This is a genomic window from Streptomyces sp. NPDC059224 (genome assembly GCF_042754285.1).
GTDB lineage: Bacteria > Actinomycetota > Actinomycetes > Streptomycetales > Streptomycetaceae > Streptomyces.
This window is the reverse complement of sequence record NZ_JBHZAN010000006.1, coordinates 100,020-117,014: the sequence shown is the minus strand read 5'-3', so window position 1 is coordinate 117,014 and position 16,995 is coordinate 100,020. Positions and strand designations below refer to the sequence as shown.

General features: G+C 73.5%; 17 protein-coding genes. 5 read left to right on the top strand and 12 right to left on the bottom strand.

All coding sequences use genetic code 11. The annotated features are described in order from the left end of the window. Positions 1-28: 28 nt before the first annotated feature. Together ACFXI4_RS08220 and ACFXI4_RS08215 are read right to left on the bottom strand one after the other, a co-directional pair. Complete coding sequence (locus ACFXI4_RS08220) at positions 29-694, bottom strand: SDR family NAD(P)-dependent oxidoreductase (protein ID WP_362729385.1); 666 nt, start codon at positions 692-694, stop codon at positions 29-31. Positions 695-769: 75 nt separating this feature from the next. Further along, complete coding sequence (locus ACFXI4_RS08215; protein ID WP_384988916.1) at positions 770-1,447, bottom strand: DUF4328 domain-containing protein; 678 nt, start codon at positions 1,445-1,447, stop codon at positions 770-772. Positions 1,448-1,709: 262 nt separating this feature from the next. On the opposite strand from ACFXI4_RS08215, the gene ACFXI4_RS08210 reads away from it, so the two are divergent. Beyond that, entirely contained in the window at positions 1,710-3,005 is a 1,296-nt protein-coding gene (locus ACFXI4_RS08210) for a hypothetical protein (RefSeq protein WP_384989027.1), read from the top strand. A gap of 13 nt (positions 3,006-3,018) precedes the next feature. Here ACFXI4_RS08210 and ACFXI4_RS08205 read toward each other — a convergent pair whose 3' ends face one another. From ACFXI4_RS08205 to ACFXI4_RS08190, 4 genes are all read right to left on the bottom strand, one after another. Next, positions 3,019-3,693 (bottom strand): hypothetical protein, encoded by a 675-nt coding sequence (locus ACFXI4_RS08205; RefSeq protein ID WP_384988915.1) that lies wholly within the window; start codon positions 3,691-3,693, stop codon positions 3,019-3,021. A 478-nt stretch (positions 3,694-4,171) separates the two neighbouring features. Next, entirely contained in the window at positions 4,172-4,597 is a 426-nt protein-coding gene (locus ACFXI4_RS08200; RefSeq protein ID WP_362729675.1) for a hypothetical protein, read from the bottom strand. An 82-nt stretch (positions 4,598-4,679) separates the two neighbouring features. Next, a complete protein-coding gene (locus tag ACFXI4_RS08195) occupies positions 4,680-5,432 on the bottom strand; it encodes a DUF4232 domain-containing protein (RefSeq protein WP_384988914.1) in 753 nt (250 codons plus the stop codon). A 130-nt stretch (positions 5,433-5,562) separates the two neighbouring features. Then, positions 5,563-6,288, bottom strand: a complete 726-nt coding sequence (locus tag ACFXI4_RS08190; RefSeq protein ID WP_384988913.1) for a DUF6445 family protein — start codon at positions 6,286-6,288, stop codon at positions 5,563-5,565. A gap of 214 nt (positions 6,289-6,502) precedes the next feature. Between ACFXI4_RS08190 and ACFXI4_RS08185 the strand changes: the two genes are divergently transcribed. Further along, positions 6,503-7,321: a DUF4142 domain-containing protein gene (locus ACFXI4_RS08185; RefSeq protein WP_384988912.1), complete on the top strand. Its 819-nt coding sequence runs from the start codon at positions 6,503-6,505 to the stop codon at positions 7,319-7,321. Here ACFXI4_RS08185 and ACFXI4_RS08180 read toward each other — a convergent pair. Then, entirely contained in the window at positions 7,318-8,967 is a 1,650-nt protein-coding gene (locus tag ACFXI4_RS08180; protein ID WP_384988911.1) for a glycoside hydrolase family 13 protein, read from the bottom strand. The two genes, ACFXI4_RS08185 and ACFXI4_RS08180, sit on opposite strands and share 4 nt — an antisense overlap. A gap of 285 nt (positions 8,968-9,252) precedes the next feature. Here ACFXI4_RS08180 and ACFXI4_RS08175 point away from each other — a divergent pair, with 285 nt between their 5' ends. Continuing rightward, entirely contained in the window at positions 9,253-10,197 is a 945-nt protein-coding gene (locus tag ACFXI4_RS08175) for an LAETG motif-containing sortase-dependent surface protein (protein WP_384988910.1), read from the top strand. Positions 10,198-10,264: 67 nt separating this feature from the next. Here ACFXI4_RS08175 and ACFXI4_RS08170 read toward each other — a convergent pair whose 3' ends face one another. The 3 genes from ACFXI4_RS08170 to ACFXI4_RS08160 all read right to left on the bottom strand — a co-directional run bounded on the left by ACFXI4_RS08170 (position 10,265) and on the right by ACFXI4_RS08160 (position 12,954). Next, complete coding sequence (locus ACFXI4_RS08170) at positions 10,265-10,744, bottom strand: hypothetical protein (protein ID WP_384988909.1); 480 nt, start codon at positions 10,742-10,744, stop codon at positions 10,265-10,267. A 121-nt stretch (positions 10,745-10,865) separates the two neighbouring features. Beyond that, positions 10,866-11,867, bottom strand: coding sequence for a transcriptional regulator (locus tag ACFXI4_RS08165; RefSeq protein ID WP_384988908.1), 1,002 nt, complete (start codon positions 11,865-11,867; stop codon positions 10,866-10,868). Between the two features lie 106 nt (positions 11,868-11,973). Continuing rightward, positions 11,974-12,954: a nucleoside hydrolase gene (locus ACFXI4_RS08160; RefSeq protein ID WP_384988907.1), complete on the bottom strand. Its 981-nt coding sequence runs from the start codon at positions 12,952-12,954 to the stop codon at positions 11,974-11,976. Between the two features lie 150 nt (positions 12,955-13,104). On the opposite strand from ACFXI4_RS08160, the gene ACFXI4_RS08155 reads away from it, so the two are divergent. Further along, positions 13,105-13,884, top strand: a complete 780-nt coding sequence (locus ACFXI4_RS08155; RefSeq protein WP_384988906.1) for a hypothetical protein — start codon at positions 13,105-13,107, stop codon at positions 13,882-13,884. 21 nt (positions 13,885-13,905) lie between these two features. Here the strand turns inward: ACFXI4_RS08155 and ACFXI4_RS08150 are convergent, their stop codons facing one another. Together ACFXI4_RS08150 and ACFXI4_RS08145 are read right to left on the bottom strand one after the other, a co-directional pair. Then, positions 13,906-14,700: an SDR family NAD(P)-dependent oxidoreductase gene (locus tag ACFXI4_RS08150; RefSeq protein WP_384988905.1), complete on the bottom strand. Its 795-nt coding sequence runs from the start codon at positions 14,698-14,700 to the stop codon at positions 13,906-13,908. A gap of 509 nt (positions 14,701-15,209) precedes the next feature. After that, positions 15,210-16,553 carry a helix-turn-helix domain-containing protein gene (locus ACFXI4_RS08145; RefSeq protein WP_384988904.1) on the bottom strand — a complete coding sequence of 448 codons (1,344 nt, stop codon included), beginning with the start codon at positions 16,551-16,553 and terminating at the stop codon, positions 15,210-15,212. Between the two features lie 196 nt (positions 16,554-16,749). On the opposite strand from ACFXI4_RS08145, the gene ACFXI4_RS08140 reads away from it, so the two are divergent. Beyond that, entirely contained in the window at positions 16,750-16,872 is a 123-nt protein-coding gene (locus ACFXI4_RS08140) for a hypothetical protein (RefSeq protein ID WP_384988903.1), read from the top strand. Positions 16,873-16,995: the final 123 nt, after the last annotated feature.

Sequence of the window (16,995 nt, the reverse complement as noted above, 5' to 3'; positions counted from 1 at the left end):
GGACCACCGTTCGCCTCTCGGGCCACGGCTATCCGTCGAGGTCGTCGGCGTAGTGCCGGAATCCGTGCCGGTCGCGGTGCATCGCCCAGAGCGTGTCGGCGAGCACGGCGGGGTCCTTGCGCGGGTGCCCCGCCACGATGGCCCCGGGAATGACGAGTTGCGCCACGTGGATGCCCTCCCCGGCGAGCCGGTCGTGCAGCAGATGCCCGTAGGCACTCTCGGCGGCGAAGGCGATGGAGGTCCCGGCGCGCTCCGGATGCGGGATGACGGCCGTACCGCCGTTGACGAGGAGGATGGTCCCCCGGCCCAGCTCCCGCATGCCCGGCAGCACCTGCTGCACCGCGGCGACGGGCCCGTACACCGAGAACTCGACCGGACCGAGCAGATCCGCGTGGGTGGTCTCCAGCACGGGCCGCATGAAGTCCCGCTGCGGCACGGGGCTGTACTGCAGGATCTCGACGGTCCCGAGTTCCTCGGCGGCCCGCTCCAGGGCGACGGCGAGGGCGAGCGGATCGCGTACGTCGGCGGAGAACCCGCGGGCGTCGACGCCGAGGCCGGAGAGCTCCCCGGCGATCGCGGCGAGCCGCTCCCCGTCCCGGGCGAGCAGCGCGACACCGTAGCCCTCCCGCCCGAACCGCCGGGCGACGGCGGCCCCCAGCCCCGGCCCGGCACCCACGATGGCGATACTGCTCACGACGTGACTCCTGACGGCTGAAACGGCGAAGTGGTACCTAGCTCCGTACCGCGCAGCCCCTGGCTTCACACGTGGTCACATGTGCTTCCCGGCCCGCACCTCGGTGAACTCCTCGCCCTCCCGCTCGGCCTGCACCCGGGTCACGGCCCGCACGACGAACGCGCCCGCGACGGCGGCTCCGACGACGACGAGGTCGGAGAGCAGCAGCGGCCAGACGTCGCCGTAGGAACGGGCGATGAGTTCGTCGGTGCTGTGCCGGTTGATCACCCCGACGTCGCTCACCAACCCGACCAGCCAGAGCACCCACCACACATTGACAACCCAGGGCAACCGCCGTCCGGGTGAACTGTCCCGGAACACGTCGGCGACGATCCCCCGCGGGATCCAGAGATTGCCGAGGGGGATGACCCAGCCCAGCAGCACCCAGATCCCGCTGTACCGGGGCGCCCGCCCGGACAGCAGCCGCGCGTTGTCGCGCACCCGCCCCAGCCACATCAGAAAGAGCACGGCGCTCGCCAACGACAGCACGGCCCCGGCGGAACCGACCAGCTGATAGCCGTTCTCCAACGAGGTCAACGGCCGGTGCCGCCCGCCCCCCTGATCCGGCAGCCCGCCCGCGGGCACCCCGGCCCCGGCCAGCCGCAGCTCCCACACCGCCCGCACCACCCAGACCCCGCCGGCGCCCAGCAGCCCGCAGGAGGCGGCGACCCCGATGGTCCGAACGGGGCTCAGGGCGACCATGTCTTCACTCACCGGCTCATCCTCGTCCACTCCGGGCGCCCGGAGCCATGGCCGTTACCGCCCTGGAACCGAGGACGCGCGGTGATCACGCGGGTCGCCGCCGGTCCCGCGCGTCACCCGTACGGCCCTGACCCGCTCGTGGGCGTGGGGGCGCCGGGCGAAGGTGGCAGTGGCCGCGTCCACCGTGCCGGCGCCGGCGTCCGGCCTGCCCGTGCGCGGCCCTGCCTTCCGCGCCGGGTCCGCGGTCCGGATCGTCGGCGAGGAGGAGGCACGGATGGAGGACGGTGCGGCTGAGCGCGGCGAGTTGGCGGAACTGCGGGGGCGGCTGACGGCGCTGGAGAACGAGCGGGCCCGGCACTCGCCCCGGCATCACGGCCGGTCCCTGCTCGGCGCCGTGCTCATCGTCCTCGGCTGTCTGCTCGCCCCGCTCTCCGTCGTCGCCGCGTGGGCCGCCGACGTGGTGGGCGACACCGACCGCTACGTCGCCACCGTCGCCCCGCTCGCCTCGGACCCCGCCGTGCAGGACGCGGTCGCCAACCGGGCCACCGACGCGCTCATGACCCGCCTGGACCTGCCCGCCCTGCTGGCCGACGTGACGCCCGCGGACCGGCCCCGGCTGCAACAGGCGCTCGGCGGGAAACTGGGCGGCGCGCTCGAAGGGGCCGTCCGCAGCTTCGTCCACGACCAGGCCCGCAGGGCCGCCGCGTCGGACGCCTTCAGGACCGTCTGGACCGATGCCAACCGCCGGATCCACAGCTCCCTCGACAAGGCCCTCACCGGCAGCGGCGGCGGCGCGGTCCAGCTGAACGACGACACCGTCACCCTCGACATCGGCCCGCTCGTGGACCAGGTCAAGCAGCGCCTCGTCGACGCCGGCCTGACCCCGGCCGAGCACATCCCCGCCGTGCACACCGACTTCACCCTGGCGAGGTCCGACCAGATCGGCCGGTACAGGACCTACGTACGGCTGCTCCAACTCGCCGGCAACTGGCTGCCGGTGCTGGCCGTCCTGCTGATCGCCGCCGGCGTGCTGCTCTCGGTCCGGCGCCGCCGCGCCCTGGTCGCGGGCTGCGTCGGCGTCGCCGTCGCCACCGGAATCCTCGGCATCGGGCTGAGCGTCTTCCGCGTGATCTATCTGGACCGGCTCCCCGCCGGCGTCTCCCCGGACGCGGCCGCCGCCGTCTACGACACGCTGGTCCGCTTCCTCCGGACCGCCGTACGGACGGTCGTGGCCCTGGCCGTGGTGGTCGCCCTCGGCTGCTGGCTCACCGGCCCCGGCCGGTACGCCGGACTGGTGCGCCGGCTGTGGTCCTCGGGAATCGGCGCGGTACGCACCACCGCCGACCACGCCGGCCTGCGCACCGGCCCGGTCGCCCCCTTCGTCCGCCGCCACCGCACCTGGATCGACTGGCTCCTGGTCGCCGTGTCCCTCCTGGTCTACCTGCTGTGGTCCTACCCCACCGGCTGGGTGGTCGTCGGCATCGCCCTGTGCCTGCTGTCCGCCCTCGCGGTGGTGGAGTTCCTGGCGGAACCGGAGCCCGGCCCCGCGCGTCCGGCCGGGGCGGCATAGGCGGCCGCGGGAGTCACTCCTCCGGTGGCCGGCCCTCCATCAGGCGTTCCGCGATGTCGTCCGCCCAGGTCTGGGCCCAGTGGCGCAGGGCCGTGACCGCGCGGTCGTCCAGTCCGTGCGCGCTGAAGGCCCTGTCGTCGATCCAGTCGGTGCCGGTCAGGCGGGCCTGGAGGTCGGTGAGGTCGAAGGTGTCGCGGGCGTGGCGGCGGCCGAGGTCTTCGAGGTCGGGCAGGCTCCAGCGGTCCGCCGCCGCGTGCACGACGAGGAGGTCGCGGGGCAGGCCGCGGTCGGTCAGCGCCCAGACCCGCATGCCGACGGTGTCCTCGAGCGACAGGGTCGGGCCGAGTTCCGTGCGGACCGGCGGATGCCAGAGGGCCTCCTTGAGGAGGTCGACCTCGGTGGCCTCCCCCGACACCTCGTCGGTGACGACGAGCTGCGCGGAGAGCGGGTCCGTTTCGCCCCTGGTCACCTGCCAGCCGTGGTCGCGCAGGACCGCGCCGACGGTCTCGGCGATCGTCCGCATCGGCGCCGGGTGCTGGGTCGCGACCTCCACCGTGCGGCCGGGACGGACGGACAGACCGTGGGCCAGGGCCGCGTAGTCACCGGTCAGGGCCAGCGGGTACGCGGCACCGGCCGACAGCAGGTCGGGCAGCAGCCGGCGGTGCGGCTCGGGAAGTTCGACGTTCACGTGGCGGCCGGCGCCCGGTGGGGGAGTGCGGCGGCAGTGGGGGATGCCATGAAGGGGATTATCGCTGGCCGGGGACGTCTTTCCCCCGGCCGTCCGCCTGCCGCGTGCCGCCGGCCCCGGCCGAGCGCTCGACAGGTGGTGAGTTCCTCATGCGTGCTGAGGACGCCGACGGGTTTTTGGCGGACGGGGAGGGGCCGGTGCGGGCCGTGTGCGTGGCGCCGTGCCCCGCCGCTGCCTGCGCGGTGAGCGACGACGAGTACGCCCGCGTTCGTCGCCGGCACCGGAGATGTCACCGACGCCGAACGGCGGGGCTGGTCCCACGTGTTCACCGGGTTCCTGTACGCCCCGCTGCGGCCGGGGGCGCCCCGGCCGCAGGCGACGCCGTGGCGGTGTGCGTTGCGGGAACGCCGGCACCCCGACAGCTCCACCGGCCACACCGGCTCGCGCCGCGTCCGCGACGCGGGGTGACTTCGCGGGATCAGACGTGCTCCGGCTTGTACAGCGCCAGTGCCCAGATCACGAAGAAGTCGATGCCGATCATGATGAGCGCCCAGAGCGGGGCGTAGGGCAGGAACAGGAACTGGGCGACCATGCTCAGCGCGGCCAGGAAGATGCCGACCCCGCGGGCCCAGCCGGGGGCGCCCTTGAGGAGGGCGGCGCCGGCGATGACGCCGAGTGCGCCCAGGATCACCAGGATCCAGCCCCAGCCGGTGAGGTTGATCTTGTAGACGTAGTTGTGGATGCGGGTGTACACGTCGTCCGTGGCGATGGCGGAGATGCCCTGCAGGATGGCGAAGATGCCGTTCATCAGCAGGAGGACCCCCGCGAAGACCACCCCGCCGGTGGTCCAGCCGCTGTTCGGGGTGGGCGCCGGTGCCGGCGCCGGATGCGTCTGCTGTGTCATGGGTAAGACGATCCGTCCGGCCGCGCCCCCTCACCACGGGAGTTACTCCGAACGGGTGAATTGGGCGCCCGGAGCCCTGTGGTCACTTGCCGACCGGGCCGATGTACGTGCCCGGGTGGGTCGCGCCGTCCTGGAGCACCACGGCACCGCCGCGCCACGGCAGGTCGTACGAGGTGCGCTGGTCCGGTGCGGTGATGACGACCGTGGTGGGCGTGAACGCGGTGGAGTCGCTCTGGTCGGACGCCAGGTAGGTGATGGTGAAGTGGGCGGAGGCACCGCTCGCCAGGGTGACCCGCTGCGGGGTGGCGTCGGTGCGCCGCAACGACCACTGCTGACCGCTGTTGACCAGGTCGACGCCCGGGAAGCCGTGCAGCGTGCAGGTGTGACCGCTCTTGTTGGTGAGCGCCACGACAGCGTGCTTCTGGCCGGTGCCGCTTCCGGTGTCCGCCCAGGAGTAGCCGAGCCCGGAGGCCTGGCAGGCCGCGGCCACCGAGCCGCCCGCGGTGGACGAACCGCCCGCGGTGGAGGAGCCCGTGCTCCCGCCCGTGCCGCTCCCCGACCCGGTGTTCCCGTCCGGCGTGGCCCCCGAACCGGTGGAGCCGGTGGAGCCGGTGGAGCCGGTGGAGCCGGTGGAGCCGGTGGAGCCGGTGGAGCCGGTGGAGCCGGTGGAGCCGTCCGAACTCGCCGTGTCGCCCGCCGCCGGTGCCGCCGTACCGCCGTCGGAGGTGACGGAGCCGGTCGCGGTGCCGTTGCACGCGGTCAGTGCGGCCATCAGCGCGGCGGCGCCGGTCAGGGCGGCGGCGGTCCTGCGGAGGTTGCGGCGACGGTTCGACATGGGGTCCCCCAGCGGTGGTGTTCTCCCCGGCTCTCTGCCGGACACCTCTTTCGATGCGGGCCCGGGAGGGGAAGTTCGGAGTCCGCCGTCACGGGCCCGTCGTGGTCGTGTCACGCCCGCCGTTACAGAGTCAGGCCATCCAGAAGAACACCGCCGTCATCCGCTTCTCCTCCAGCGACCTGCCGGTGTAGCCGGTCGCGCTGTGCACGAGGTTGGCGTTGTAGAGCAGCAGCCGGTTGTACTTGTGCGGGACGCGGACGTCCTCCTCGAAGTGGTCGCCCGGGACGAACCGTGTCCCGAGGGCGTCGACGAGGTTGTTGTGGGGGGCCTGGACGATGTTGCCGCCGAGCCGGCCGCCGGGCAGTGACTGACGGTAGAAGGCGGTGCCGCAGTCCTTGGCGACACCGGGGTTGAGGTACAGCACCGCCGCGTACCGGCACAGCGCCCGTGAGTCGGTGTGCGGGCGCGGCTCGCTCTCGCCCTCGCCGACGACCTGGACGCAGTTGTGGTTGAGGGTGCCGCCGCCGGGCGCCTGCTGCACCCACAGGTCCCCGGCCCCGGTCGCCTGCCGCACCACGCCCTCCACGACGGCGAGTTCGGCCGGTTCCAGGCCGGGCATGGTGCGCAGTCCGGGCCAGGTCTCCGAGGTGTACGGGTATCCCTGGACCCAGTCGTCCTTGGCGAGGCAGCGCTCGCGGACGGCGTCCACGTCCGGCAGGACGTCGTCGAACACCCAGTAGTCGCGGCCCTTGGTGGGCTTGCGGTAAGGAAGCACCGGCAGCGCGGCGGGACCCCGGCCGGGAGGTGCGCCGTGGGGGCCGCGGGGAACACGCGGGAAGGCTGGCTGTGGGGGCATACGGCGAAGCTAATCCGCAGCTTTGTCATGGCCACATTCACCAGGGGAAGTCATCACCTTCCCCTGGGCAAGACATGGGAAGACGGCATCCCGGGCAGAGCAAGGCCTCACAAGTTCTTTGCCAAACCAAAAGGTTTCCGGTGCTTGAGCCATCCGTATTCACCGGTGACCGACCCCGCCCCTGCGCGGGAACCCTGACCGGCAGGAGGCACCGGTGCGCTTTTCGCGGAACGCGACGGGCACGCTCTTCGTAGGCGGAGCCCTGAGCCTGACCCTCGTGGCACTCGCCTACCCGAGCATGCTGGGCGTGAACACTGTGTCCAGCGACACGAACCGGGTCATCGCCAACACCCAGTGGGGGCCCCTGACCGAGGGGGACCGCGACTTCGTGGTGAAGGTCCGCGCGGCCGGGCTGTGGGAGTACCCGGTGGGCCAGCTCGGCCTGAAGAAGGGCCAGAGCCAGGCCGTCATCACCGCGAGCAAGCACCTGATCGACGGGCACGCGGCGCTGGACACCAGCTGCCGCAAGATCGCGCCCATGCTCAACATCACCATCCCCAACCTGCCCTCTCCGCAGCAGCAGGGATTCGTCAACATGCTGTCCGCGGACAGCGGCAAGAAGTTCGACACGGACTTCGCCAACATCCTGCGGGTCACGCACGGTTCGATCTTCAACACGATCGCCAAGATCCGCTCCACGACCCGGAACACCCTGGTGCGGATCCTGGCCGACCAGGCCAACGCCACGGTCCTCGACCACATCACGGTGATGGAGCAGACCGGCCTGGTCGACTTCCCGTCGGTCCTCTTCCAGGAGACGACCCCGCCGAAGCTGCCCGCCACCGACCTGACGCCGCCGCCCCCGGACGGGGGTCAGCCCCAGGTCGTCCTCACCCCGCCGGTCAACAGCACGACCAAACCGCCGGCGCTGCCGGGCGAGAACGGCTTCACGGGCAGCGGCGCCGGCGTCGGCACCGGCAACGCCGACGGCAACGCCGGCGCCTCCCCGACCCCCAACCCCACAGCCGGCTAGGCGCCCAGCCACACCGTGGTGTCGGGCGGCAGCGTGCCGTCCAGCGGCAGCGGCACGCTGGCCAGCAGCACTTCGCCCGGCGGCAGCGGCACCGGCGCGTGCGACACGTTCGTGACGCACCGCCAGCCCTCCGACCGGGCGAAGTGCAGCACCCCGAAGGGGGCGTCGGCGGCCCAGGTCAGCGACTCGCCCTCCAGCAGTTTGCGGCGCAGCCGCAGGGCGGTGCGGTACAGCTCCAGCGTGGAGCCCGCCGTACCGGCCTGCGTCTCGACGGCGTACGACCCGAACCACTCCGGCTGCGGCAGCCAGGCGCCGCCGGACCCGAAGCCGTACGACGGTCCGTCCGCCGTCCACGGCAACGGCACCCGGCAGCCGTCGCGGCCCTTGCGGGCACGGCCGGTCTGTTCCCAGACCGGGTCCTGGAGGACACCCACGGGCAGGTCGGCCGCCTCGGGCAGCCCGAGTTCCTCACCCTGGTAGACGTAGGACGAGCCGGGCAGCGCCAGCATCAGCAAGGTGGCGGCACGGGCCCGGCGGAGGCTGTGCGAAGCATCGATCTCCGGCGCCCGGCCGCCGGACAGCAGCCAGGCGTTCTCGTCCGTACCCGGCGGCAGCATCAGCCGGGAGGCGTGCCGTACGACGTCGTGGTTGGAGAGCACCCAGGTGGCGGAGGCACCGGCCGCGCGGGCGGTGGCGAGGGCGCCGGTGATGGCCCCCCGCAGGGCGTCCGCGTCCCATGCGGTCTGGAGGTACTCGAAGTTGAATGCCTGGCCGAGTTCGTCCGGGCGCGCGTACAGGGCGCGGCGGGCACCCGGCACCCAGGCCTCGGCGACGGCCGTGCGCGGCGGGCTGTAGGCGTCGAAGATCTTGCGCCAGTCCCGGAAGATCTCGTGCACCTCGTCACGGTCCCAGTAGGGGTGCGTGCCGGGCGGTACCCGTTCCAGCGCCTGCTCGCCGGTGGCGCCGAACTGCGCCACGTCCCGCAGCGGCTCGGCGAGGTCCTTCACCAGCGCGTGCGCCACGTCGACGCGGAAGCCGTCGACACCGCGGTCGGACCAGAAGCGCAGGGTGGTGCGGAAGTCGGCGCGGACCTCGTCGTGGGCCCAGTTCAGGTCGGGCTGTTCGGGAGCGAAGAGATGCAGGTACCACTCGCCGTCCGGGACGCGGTGCCAGGCACTGCCGCCGAACACCGACCGCCAGTCGGAGGGCGGGAGTTCGCCGTGCTCGCCGCGGCCGGGCCGGAAGACGTAGCGATCGCGGGCCGCCGAGCCGGGGCCCGCGAGCAGGGCCTCCTGGAACCAGGGGTGCAGCCGAGAGGTGTGGTTCGGGACGATGTCCACGATCACCTTCAGGCCCAGCCGGTGCGCCTCGGCGGCCATCGCGTCGAAGTCGTCCAGGGTGCCCAGGCGCGGGTCGACGTCCCGGTGGTCGGCGACGTCGTAGCCGCCGTCGGCGAGTTCGGACGGGTAGAAGGGACTGAGCCACAGGGCGTCCACACCCAGCGCGGCCAGGTGGGGCAGCCGCCCGGTGATGCCCCGGAGGTCACCGAGCCCGTCGCCGTCCGCGTCGGCGAAGCTGCGCGGATACACCTGGTAGATCACGGCCTGGCGCCACCAGTCGGGGTTCCGGGAGGAGAGGTCGGCCACGCGCGTTCCTTTCGGGCGGGACGGAATTCGAGCGGGGAAACCGAGAACAAGTCTGTCCAAAGTGCCGAGAAAGCGAACCTTCACACCGTCCGGAGCCGATCGTTCCCCGTGTGTGGAAGTTGTGATGAGCACCGAACACCGCTTGAGTCAGGGCAGGTTGACAGGCTTCGGCACGTCACACGACCATGGGCGCACACCGTGGCGCATGTGACCAGTGAGCCTGGTGTCTCTTCGCCTTCCCGCAGCCTCCGCTGCTCTCCTCGCGAGATCCACGATGGGATATCCATGTCCATAGCCAGACATGTCACCGCGCGCCGCCTGCTGGGGACGGGCCTCGCGTCGTTCGCCCTGTGTGCCGCCTCCGTCGCCGGGGCTTCCGGCGCCTTCGCGCACGACGCCCCGGGCGGTGACGGCTGGAAGTCCGGCGGCCACTACAGCCCCGGCACCGGGGCCGGCACGGAGACCGGCACCGACAAGTGCCAGTTCTCGGTCGACGGCGCCAACTTCTTCGACTCGGTGAAGGTCGACGACCAGAACCTGAAGGTCACCGACGACGGCAAGGTCCACATCAAGGTCCGCGCCGCCGCCGACGCCGCGAGCTGCACCGCGTCGCTCGCCTCCTACCAGGCCCACGGCGCCACCTTCGCCACCTCCGGCGAGCAGGTCTTCGTCGACTTCGACTCGGTGACGGTCAAGCAGGGCCAGACCGACTCCCTCGACATCGTGGTCCCGGACGCCGGCTGCTTCGCGCAGATCGACCTGTACCGGGGCGCGGTCAAGTTCGACGGCAGGAAGGACGCGAACGACGGCTTCGTCCACGGCGACCTGCCGGCCGGCCCGGACCACGCGGTCATCAAGGACAAGCTGATCGCCTCCTGGAACGGCGGTACGAAGGACTGCGCGACCGGCGAGTCGTCCTCCCCGTCCCCCTCCCCGTCGGCCTCCGCCTCCGAGTCGGCCCCGGCCGAGGAGAGCACGCCGCCGGCCGCCGAGACCCCCACGCCCTCGGCGAGCGAGTCGGCCGGCACGGCCACCCCGTCGGCCTCCGCCTCCGAGTCGGCCACCGCCCCCGCGCCGGCCCCGGGCACCGACTCCGGCGGTGGCGGCGACCTGGCCCACACCGGCGCCGACTCCAGCACCCCGCTCATCGCCGGCGGCGCGGCCGTGCTCCTGGCCGGCGGCGCGGCGATCGTCGTCGCCACGCGCCGCCGCAAGGCCACCCGCGCCTGACCCGCACAGCCCGTACGCAGGTACGCCCCGGCCGTTTTGAGCGGCTGGGGCGTACCCGTCCCTCGGGTCAGCAGTTGCGGATGGACCAGACCGGGCCCCAGTCCTGGTCGTGGTTGGTGAAGTCCGGGGTGAAGGACCTCAGCACGTTGCCGCTCTGACCGTAGAAGTACGAGGTGACCCCGCCGGTCTGGGCGTCGTAGAAGTTGCCCGTGCCGTTCCAGTCGGACAGGTAGTACCGCGCGCAGTTGTAGAAGAAGAACTGCTTGTAGTCGCCGGTCGTCGGGTCCCAGACGACCGCGCAGAGTGTGCCGGAGGCGCAGGTGTAGGGATCGCCCGGGTTCCCGTGCGCGGTGCGCACCGCAGGCGAGGATGTCGGCGAGACCGCGGCCGCGGACCTGGCCGTCGCCCCCGCGGGCGCGGCGGGCAGGACGTGGACGTGCCCGGCCGTCTCCCGCGGAGCCGCCTGGGCCGGCCCGGCGACGAACAGGGCCGCCGACGCCACCACCAGCGCGCCGAGGAGCCCCATGACCGATCGTGTGTCGCGCATTCTGATGAACCCCCTGTGAGGAACGGCGACTTGGACGCCACCCAGGCTGTCCGCGGCCCCCGTCGCCGCACCACACGTTTAAGCCGTGGCTTCAGGGTCCCGGCGTGCGGTGCCGGGTCCTTCAGACCGGCCCCCGGGGCCCCGCCTCCAGCAGGACGAGCCCGGCCGGGGTGATGGTGTGGACGACGTACTTGCTGTGCCGGACGCTGAGCAGCAGGCCGGCCCGGCGCAGTACGGCGGTGTGCTGGCTGGCGGCGGCGCCGGAGATGCCGAGGCGCGCGGCGAGTTCGCCGGTGGTGCGGCCGGTGACCACGTCCTCCAGGATGGCCGCGCGGGTACGGCCGAGCAGCGCGCCGAGCTCCGCGGCCCGCGGGGACCCGCCGCTCACCCAGCCGGGGGTGTGGTCGATCGGGTAGACCAGCACCGGGGTCCAGTCCGGCGAGGGGAAGGCCAGGGTGACGGGTCTGCGGGTGCAGAAGCACGACGGTTGCAGCACCAGCCCCCGCCCGTCCAGGCGGACTTCGCGGCGGACCGGGTAGTCCGCCTCCAGCACCGGGGGACGCCAGCGCAGCACGGGGCCGAAGCTCGCCAGCAGCCCGTCGGTGCCGCCCGCCAGGACCGCGCGGGCGCGGGAGGCCCGGTCGGCGTCGATCTGGGCGCGGATCTGCGGCCAGTAGGGGGCGAGCGCCCGCCGGTGGTAGCCGTACAGGGCGGCACCCAGCCGGCGCAGGGCCTCCGGGTCGCCGTCGGCGAGCGCCCTGGTCAGGTCGGGCAACGGGCGGCGCCGGTGCGGGGAGGCGGCGAGCAGGGCGAGGTCGTCGCGCAGCGCGGCGCGGGGTGCGCCGAGGACGGTGTCCAGGGCGGCCGCCAGTTCGCCCTGGCCGCCGGCGGCCGGCGTGAGGAAGTCGGGAAAGTAGCCGCGGCCCGGCAGCAGGCCGGCGAGCAGCCGGTCGGCCGGACCGCCCAGCCGGGGCCGCACCAGTCGCCGCCACGGCCCGAAGGACACGGTGTCGGCGCCGTGGAACAGGCCCTGGAAACTGTTGGCGATCTCCCAGAGATGGTCCGGCCCGGCGGCGACACGCACCCGCGCGAGGTCGTCTGGCGTGAAGTGCAGCCGCAACATGGGGGGTTCTCCGATGGTGGTCGGTCATCGGGGTTGCCCCTTGAGCGTCACCCGTCCCGTTCGATGTGGACAAGGGTGTTTCCAGTTGCTTCCGCGCCGCTCGGGCCTACCCGGCGGCGACCGTCTCCAGGTAGAGCTTCACGTACCGGGCCACGTCCACGTCCAGTGCCACGTCCACCATGGCCCGTTCCCGGCCGCCGCCGTGGATCTCCGCCTCGCCCGGACGGGGGCGGCGGTCGACGACGGTCTGGCCCCGCGTCGGCCCCGGAGTCAGGGAGACCTCGACCGGGAGGTGCCGGGTGGTCAGACCGGCCGGGTCGGCGACGGCGCAGACCGCGCCCGCGTCACCGAGGCCGCCGGACGGGTCGTCGCCGTCCGGGCCGTCGCCGTCCGGGCCGGGGGCGGCGGGCCGGTGTGCCAGCAGGTCGCCCGCGAGCCGCGCGCCGGGTTCCGCGCTCGCGCGCAGCCGCCGCACGTCCGCGCCCGGCACCACGACCCGCTGGAAGACGTCCAGGCCGTACATGGTGATCGGGGCGCCCGCGGTGAGCAGGACGGCAGCGGCCTCGGGGTCGTGCCAGACGTTGAACTCGGCGACCGGCGTGGCGTTCCCGGTGGCGACCGCGCCGCCCATGAAGACGATCCGCTCGATGTTGCGGGTGACCTCGGGGTGGGTGCGCAGCAGCAGCGCGATGTTGGTGAGGGGCGCGGTCGGGACCAGGGTGACCGGGCGGGGCGAGGCGAGGATCTCCCGGCGGAGCAGGGTGACGGCGTCGACGTCGGCGGGGCGGCGGGTGGGCGCGGGCAGCCCCAGGTCGCCCATGCCGTCCGTGCCGTGCACGTGCCTGGCCGACCGGGCCGCCTCGATGAGCGGCCGTTCGGCGCCCCGCGCGACGGGTACGTCCCCGGCCCCGGCCCGCTCCAGCACGGTCAGCGTGTTCCGGACCACCCCGTCGACGTCCGTGTTCCCGGCCACACAGGTGACCGCCCGCAGATCGATCCCGGGGTGCCGCACGGCGAACAGCAGGGCGAGGGCGTCATCGACACCGGTGTCGCAGTCGATGATCACGGGAATGGGCTGAGCGGTCACGGGGCTCCTTCCGTCCCCCCGACCCTATGCGCCGACCAGAACACCCGGTCGAACGGTCACCCGGACGGACCGGAGCGGTGGTACGGATGCGCCAGTGGTGATGGCGTGATCTCACGCGTCCACCGCTCCTGTTCCCGGAGAGGCCCCGCCATGAGAGTCATCGCCTGCGGTCTTGCCGTGGCCGGCCTGTTCGCCGCCTCCGCCTGCGCGGCCGGCCGGCCACCGGAGGCGTCCGCCGCGGGCGCCTCCCCGGCGGCGAACGCGACCGCCGCCGAACGCCCCGCCCCCACCGGCCCGGCCGCCCCGCCCGGCGTTCCGGCGCTCACCCCCGACCAGGCCCAGTCCGCGCTGATCGGGGAGGCCGACCTCGGGGTGCCGTGGACGGCCGGCGACTCCACCGCCACCTGGCACGACGGGCTGCTCAAGGCCGTCGCCGGGCAACCCGACTGCCAGCGTCTGCTCGACGCCCTGTACGCCGACGAACTGCTCGAACCGGCCGGCCCGCACGCCGTCGCCGTCCTCGACGACGGCGACGACGACGCCCAGCTGCGCTACCAGATCTACTCCGGCCACGCCGCCGACGTGGACCGGACCCTGGCCTGGCTGCGGACGGTGCCCGGCTCCTGCGGCCAGTTCACCGCGCAGACGACCTCGGCCGGGACGGAGACCGTCCAGGTCGCCGACTCCGGACTGCCGGCCGTCGGCGAGGCCCGGCAGGGGCTGCGGGTCACCCTCACCGCGCAGCCGTCGCAGGACGAGGACCCCACCACCCTCACCGTCGACATCGCCGTCGTCCGCGTCGGCGACGACGCGATCGTCCTCACCGCCGGCGCTCTCGGCACCCTCCCGGCGCACACCACCGAGGAAGTCCTCGGCCTCGGCGTCCAACGCCTCGCGCAGGCCCGGGAACAGGGCCGGGCCCAGGCCTAGGCCCGGGCCCGGCCCCGGTGGTCAGGGGAGGATGGCGTCGACGTAACCGCCGTCGACCCGCAGGGCGCCCCCGGTCGTGGCCGACGCCTGCTCGGAGCTGAGGTAGACGACCATGTGGGCGATCTCCTCCGGCTCGATCAGCCGTTGCAGCAGCGACTGCGGGCGGTACTCGCGCATGAACCTCCGCTGGGCCTCCTCCCACGGCAGGTCCCGGTCCACGAGTTCGTAGACGAAGTCCTCGACGCCGCCGGTGTGCGTGGGGCCCGCGACGACCGAGTTCACCGTCACGCCGGTGCCGGCCGCCTTCTTGGCGAACCCGCGGCTCACCGCCAGCAGCGCGGTCTTCGACATCCCGTAGTGGATCATCTCGGCCGGGATGGCCACCGCCGAGTCGCTGGCGATGTACTGCACGCGCCCCCAGCCGCGGTCGGTCATGCCCGGCAGGTACAGCCGCGTCAGGCGTACCGCGGCGAGCACGTTGACCTCGAAGTACCGCCGCCATTCGTCGTCGCTGAGCTCCAGCGGGTCGGCGGCCCCGAAGACACCCAGGTTGTTGACGAGGATGTCCACCCGGGGCAGCAGCTCCACCGCCCGGGCCGCGCCCTCGTCGGTGGAGACGTCGGCGGCCACGGGCACCAGGTCGGCGCCGGGGGCCTGCTCGGCCAGCGCCCGCACGCTGTCCGCCACCCGGCGTTCGTCACGGCCGTTGACCCCCACCCGGGCGCCGGCCCGGGCGAGCCCCACGGCGATGGCCGCGCCGATGCCCTGAGTGGAGCCGGTGACCAGTGCGGTGCGTCCTGTCAGATCGATATGCATGGGCGGGAGGGTTCCCTTCGTCCACCTGTGAATGCCAGGGTCCGTCGACCGGTGCCTACGGATGCAACCGTCCGTCATACGAGGCCGTCCGACCCGGCCACCTGGTCCGAACGGGCTACGGCTCCTCGTACGGGTCCGGCAGCTGCCGCACCGTGCGGACCGAGCCCGGCCTGCCCCTGGGCGCCAGGTACCGGTGACGGTGACCCAGGTGCCGGGACCGGCACGTCCTGGCACCGGATCGACACCTTGGCGGTGGTGCGACGGCGGCGAGGGTCTGGTTGCGGGGCGGGAGGCGGGTGAACACGCGGTCCGGCGCGAAGGCTCCGATCGCCGCGGAGACGACGGTGCCGAGGAGCAGGAAGGGCAGGAGGGCGGTGCCGCCGAGGACGGCGTGGACGAGGAGGCACAGGGTGTCCGGTCGCCGTCCGCCGGCCGTGCACCGTGCGGACGGTGGTGGGCGCGGCGGGTGTGCCGTACGGGCGTGGCGCCGCCCGGCGCCGGCGGCGCCCCTAGAGCGGGGGCTGTGCCGGGGCCGGGCCGAGGGTCGTGGTCCCCGGGGCCGTGCGGTGGCCGAGGCCGGTGCGGTACGCGTCCAGGGCCGCCTCCACCCGGCCGGTGCGGCGCAGCAGGTCGCCCAGCAGCCGGCACAGGTCCGCCAGGTCACCGGCCGCGCCCGCCCGCTCCAGCAGACTCAGCGCGCGGACGTAGTGCTCCTCCGCGGACTCCGTCTCCCGGGCGTCCTCGGCGATGATGCCGAGCAGGCGGTGCGCGGCGGCCGCGTGCACCGCGCCGCGCTCGGAGGAGAAGTCGCCGAGCACGTCGTGCAGCAGCACGGCGGCCTCCTCGGACTTGCCCCGGCGGTGCAGTACGTCGGCCAGTTCGACGGCCGCCTGGCTGCGGTACAGGGCCGCCCGGGTCTCCGACAGCATCGCGAGGGCCTCCCGCAGCTCCCCTTCCGCGCGCTCCAGTTCGCCGTTCTGTGCGCAGACGTACCCGCGCATCCAGTGGCAGTTGGCGAGTTCGGTGCGCAACTGGAGCTGGCGGTAGAGCTCGGCGGCCTTGGCCAGCGAGGCGTCGGCCTCGGCGACCCGGCCCTCGGCGAGCAGGGTGCGGGCGACGGAGCGGTGCATCCGGGCGATCAGCGCGGGGTCGCCGGCCTGCGGCGCGAGGGCGAGCGCGAGTTCGGCGGCCTGGGCGGCGCGGGCGTGGGCGCCCATGTCCATGTACGGGCCGATGGCCGAGGCGTAGAGGAGCAGCAGCGCGTCGGGGTCGTGCAGGCCGCTGCGGTTCAGTTCGTCGAGGGTGGTCTCCAGAAGGTAGACGGCGTACCGGAGTTCACCCGCGAGGTAGTGGCTGACCGCCCGGCCGCGGATCGCCGGTACCCGCACCGGCAGCGGCTCGTCGGCGGTCCACAGCTCGGCCCGCTCGAAGAACTCCCTGGCCTGCCCCAGCTCACCGGTGTCCAGGGCGCACTCACCCATCCCGAGCAGTGCGGTGGCCTGCTCGGCCGCCAGCCCGTGCGCCTCCGCCTCCTCGAAGAGGGCGGTGTACAGGGCGGCGGCCTCCTCGGCCGCGCCGGTGGCCAGGGTGCGCTGCGCCTCGGTGAGCCGCAGCCTGAGGTCGGTGGCGAGATGGGCGGGGCGCCCGCTGGCCAGCTCCTCGAAGCCGACGCCCAGCCGCCCGGCGATGTGCTTCAGCGCCTCGTCCGAGGCCCGCACCCGCCCCGCCTCCAGCGTGGAGATATAGGCCGGCGTGTAGGCCGGCTCGGCCAACTGGCGCTGGGTCAGACCCCGTTCGGTGCGCAGTTGCTGCACCCGGCGCCCGATGATCTCCGGATCGTCCCGTTCCTGCATTCTGTCACTCCCCTCAACTCCCCCTGGGCCTCTTGCCGTTGAGCTCTGTCAGCCCCTAGGTTAAACGGCGAGTTAAACACGCTTAACCCGCCCCTGTCGTTGCGAGGTCGCCGTGCTCGGACGCACATCCGCACGCCCCACCGCACTCCCCCACTCCCGGCTGCGCTCGATCGGGGGGACCCCCACCGCCCGTAGTGTGGCAGCTGCCGTGATCGCCGTCGCCGCGCTCATCACCGCGGCCAACGCGGGGCCCGCCAGAGCGTCGGACGACACCCCCCGTTCCACCGCGCCCGCCACCGCCGAACACGCGCCGCACTGACCCGGCCCGGCCGCCCCGGCGGGACGGCGCCGGCGGGCGACGGGAAATCCCCGGTGCTGGTTGTCAGTGGCATGACCTAGTCTTCACCGCATCCGTCACACGCGGCCCACAGCGCACGCACCC